This is a genomic window from Pseudonocardia pini (genome assembly GCF_013870575.1).
Lineage (GTDB): Bacteria > Actinomycetota > Actinomycetes > Mycobacteriales > Pseudonocardiaceae > Pseudonocardia > Pseudonocardia pini.
Map to the genome: position 1 here is coordinate 1 of NZ_JACBXB010000534.1, position 3916 is coordinate 3916.

The following is a 3916-nucleotide window of genomic DNA, read 5'->3' on the forward strand; positions in this document are numbered from 1 at the left end:
CCGAGGACGTCGTCCCCTTCGACCACGCGGGCAAGCCCTACGCCGTCCATCCCGTCTCCGAGGGCACCGCCTCGAACAGCGCGGGCGGCGGCGAGTCCGACAGCCCCGACAGGGACACCCCCACCAGGCGCACGCCCCCCTCGGGGACGGCCGTGCGGGCCAGCCGCTGCGCCACCGCGGTGAGCACGCCCAGGTCGGTGGAGGCGAAGGCGGTGGTCTCGGAGCGGGTGTGGGTCTCGAAGTCCGCGTTGCGGGCCTTCACCGTGACCGTCCGTGCCGCCCGCCCGTCGACCAGCAGCCTGCGGTGGGCGGCCGCGGTCATCCGGGCCACCTCGCCGAGGACCTCCGTCATCGCCGTGAGGTCCCGCTCGAAGGTCGTCTCGGCCGAGATCTGCTTCGCCGCGCCCCGCGGTGCGACCGCCCGTTCGTCGATCCCGCGGGCGAGGCGGTGCAGCTCGGTGCCCATCGCCGTGCCGAGCAGACCGGTGACCTCGCGCGGGTCCATCGCGGCCAGCGCCCCGATCGTCTCGATCCCGACCCGGTGCAGGGACGCCTCCGCGACCGGCCCGACGCCCCACAGCGACCGCACCGGCAGCGGGTCCAGCACGGAACGCTCGATCTCGGGCGACACGACCCGCAGCCCGTCGGGCTTCGCCAGCTCGGAGGCGATCTTGGCCACCTGCTTGCCGGACCCCGCCCCCACCGAGGCGGGCAGCCCGGTGCGCTCCCGCACCTGCGCCCGCAGGGCGACGCAGAACTCCTCGACCGCCGCGGCGGGCGCCCCCACCAGCGCGGGCGGCTCCAGGAACGCCTCGTCGACCGACACGGGCTCGAGCACCGGCGCGGCCTCGCGCAGCACGGCCATCACCTCGTCCGAGATGACCTTGTACAGCGAGAACCGGGGCGGCAGGACCGCGGCGTGCGGGCAGCGGCGCCGGGCCTGCCCCATCGGCATCGCCGACCGGGCGCCGAACACCCGAGCCTGGTAGCTCGCGCCGGCGACCACCCCACGACCGCCGGTCCCGCCGACCAGCACCGGTCGGTCCGCGAGCGTGGGCCGGGTCAGCTGCTCGACCGACGCGAAGAACGCGTCCATGTCCAGATGCAGCACCCAGCGACCCACGGGCCCATTGTGACGCGCCACCCCGACAGATCCCGCCGAGAGGAACCTCGGTGCGGTCTCGACCATGATCGAACAGCACCCACGTTCCTCTCGGCCTACTCCGTCAGCGCGTCGACGAGGCGCTCCACGGTCACCGGGCCCTGGTACACCTCGCCGTTGACGTACAGCGTGGGCGTGCCCCGCACCCCGCTGCGCACGCCGGAGTTGAAGTCCGCCTCCACCCGGTCCTCCACGACCCGGGTCCGCGGCCACACGACCTTCTCCGGGTCGACGCCCGCGTTCACGGCGTGTTCTCGCAGGTCCGCCTGGGTGAGCCGGGGCGGGCCGGGCGCGTAGAGGCTGGCGTGCATGGGCCAGAACCGGCCCTCCAGCCCCGCCATCTCCGACGCCGTCGCCGCGGCCAGGGCGTGCGGGTGCAGGTCGTGGAGGGGGAAGTGCCGGAAGGCGAAGCGCAGGCGGTCGCCCAGCTCCTCGCGGACCTTCTCGATCACCGGCGCGGCGTCGCGGCAGTAGGGGCACTCGAAGTCCCCGTACTTCAACAGCGTGAGCGGGGCGTCGGCGTGCCCCTGCACGTGGTCGTAGGGACCGAGCGGCGGATCGAGCACGGGTTTTCCTCTGGGGCAGGATGACCGGGTGGCGGTGACGACCCTATCCGAGCGCGGCGAGCTCTCCCGTGCCGCGCGGCAGTTCCTCAGCACGGAGTCGGGCTCGGCGGTCCTGCTGATCGGGGCGGCCGTGGTGGCCCTGCTCTGGGCGAACCTGCCGCTGGGCTACGAGTCCTTCTGGCACCTGCGGCTGTCGATGGAGATCGGCGGCGCCGCGATCGACCTCGACCTGCGGCACTGGGTCAACGACGGCCTGATGGTGCTGTTCTTCTTCAGCGTCGGGCTGGAGATCTCCCGGGAGATGACCCTGGGGGAGCTGCGGGGCTTCCGCGCCGTCGCCGCGCCCGCGATGGCGGCGCTCGGCGGGCTCGTCGTGCCCGCGCTGCTGTTCCTGGCGTTCAACGCCGGTGGCGAGGCCGCCAACGCGTGGGGCATCGCGATCTCGACGGACACCGCGGTGCTGCTGGGCGTGCTGGCGCTGGTCGGGCCGCGGTGCCCGGACCAGCTGCGGGTCTTCCTGCTGGCCCTGGCGATCGTGGACGACATCGGCGCGGTGATCGCGATCGCGATCTTCTACACGGAGCAGGTGAACGTGCTCGCGCTGCTGCTCGCGGTGGTGCTGTTCCTCGCGCTGCTCGGGCTGCGGTTCGTGAGGTTCTGGCGCACGCCGTTCTACGCGGTCATCGGGATCGTGATGTGGGTCGCGGTGCTGGCGTCGGGGGTCCATCCCAGCGTCGTCGGGGTGGCGCTGGGCCTGCTGGTCAACGCCTACGCGCCCCGCCGCCAGGACATGAAGCGGGCGTTGAACGCCGGCAAGACGTTCATCCTCGACCCCACACCGGAGCGCGCACTGGCCGCCCAGGCCGCCGCCACCGGGGCGGTGTCGCCGAACGAGCGGCTCCAGCTCAAGATCCAGCCGTGGTCGAGCTACGTGATCGTCCCGCTGTTCGTGCTGGCCAACGCGGGTGTGGTGCTCAGCGGTGAGACCCTCGCCGCTGCCTTCGCCTCGCCGCTGACCTGGGGCATCATCGCGGGCCTGGTGCTGGGCAAGCCGATCGGCGTCACGCTCGGGACCTGGGTCGCGCTCCGGACCGGCATCGGCCGGGTGCCGGACACACTGCGCTGGGGCCAGCTCTTCGGCGGCGCCGGGCTGTCCGGGATCGGGTTCACCGTGGCGCTGTTCGTGACCGAGCTGGCGCTCGACGACGAGCTGCTGGTCAGCGAGGCCAAGATCGGCATCCTGACGGGCTCGATCCTGGCCGCCGTCGTCGGCTGGCTGGTGTTCCGGGTGGCGGGCGAACGGGGCGGCCAGTGCTCCCCCAGCGGCCTGCCCACCCTCCCGCCCCGCCCCTGGCGCCCCGTCGACTGACCCTCCACACCGCGGTCAGTGGAGCAGGGGGTCGCCCTCGTGGACGCGCACCTCGGGGGGCTCGGTGCCGAGGCCGGCGAGGGCGGCGGGGTGGTCGGGGCCCGCGTGCAGGTCCACGAGCCAGGCCTGGGCCGGGCCGGCCGACCAGCTGACGACCCGCGCGCCGGCCAGGGTGATCGCGTTCATGGGGCTGGAGAGCCCCTCGCCCGTGGCCTTGAGCAGCGCCTCCTTGCGCGTCCAGACGCGCAGGAACGCGTGCCCGTCGGGCGGGCGGGGCTCGGCGGGAGAGAGGGCGTGCTCGGCCAGCCCGTCGAGGGCGGCGAGGTCCCGCAGCTCCTCGACGTCGAGCCCGACCGGCCCCGCGGCGCTCACCGCGACGCCCACCCGGTCGCCGGAGTGGGTCAGCGAGAACTCCAGCCCGGGCACCCGCGGCTTGCCGTGCTGCTCCCCGCAGCGACAGGTCCGGTCGATCACGACCGCGGCCGGGTCGAGCCCGAGCCGGCTGCCGAGCACCAGCCGCGCCAGGGCGTGGGCGCCGAGGTAGCGGGCCTGGTCCGCGGGCCTGCGGAAACGGTCGATGCGGGCCCGTTCGTGGGCGTCGAGCAGGGCGAGGAGATGCGGTGCGCCCGCGGGATCGACGGGCCGGGCCCACCAGACGTCCACCACGGTCCGAGCCTAGTGTCCTTCGGACTCGGGACACGAAGCCGTGTCGCTCACTGCGCCACCACCGCTCCCGGCGGCGTTGCCGGGAACGGCGTGGATCACCGGGCCCGGCGGCGCCGGAGTGGGAGACACGGCCTCACGACGATCGCCGCGGGT

General features: G+C 74.1%; 4 protein-coding genes. 1 reads left to right on the forward strand and 3 read right to left on the reverse strand.

The genetic code is table 11. From position 1 onward, the window contains the following. Nucleotides 1-37: 37 nt before the first annotated feature. Both H5J29_RS24100 and H5J29_RS24105 read right to left on the reverse strand, forming a co-directional pair. Nucleotides 38-1123 carry a DNA polymerase IV gene (locus H5J29_RS24100; protein ID WP_312858377.1) on the reverse strand — a complete coding sequence of 362 codons (1086 nt, stop codon included), beginning with the start codon at nt 1121-1123 and terminating at the stop codon, nt 38-40. Between the two features lie 95 nt (nt 1124-1218). Beyond that, entirely contained in the window at nt 1219-1728 is a 510-nt protein-coding gene (locus H5J29_RS24105) for a DsbA family protein (RefSeq protein WP_181783316.1), read from the reverse strand. Nucleotides 1729-1762: 34 nt separating this feature from the next. Here H5J29_RS24105 and nhaA point away from each other — a divergent pair, with 34 nt between their 5' ends. Then, nucleotides 1763-3097 carry a Na+/H+ antiporter NhaA gene (nhaA, locus tag H5J29_RS24110; RefSeq protein ID WP_312858378.1) on the forward strand — a complete coding sequence of 445 codons (1335 nt, stop codon included), beginning with the start codon at nt 1763-1765 and terminating at the stop codon, nt 3095-3097. 15 nt (nt 3098-3112) lie between these two features. On the opposite strand, the gene H5J29_RS24115 is transcribed toward nhaA, so the two are convergent. Then, nucleotides 3113-3763, reverse strand: coding sequence for a 4'-phosphopantetheinyl transferase family protein (locus tag H5J29_RS24115; RefSeq protein WP_181783318.1), 651 nt, complete (start codon nt 3761-3763; stop codon nt 3113-3115). Nucleotides 3764-3916: the final 153 nt, after the last annotated feature.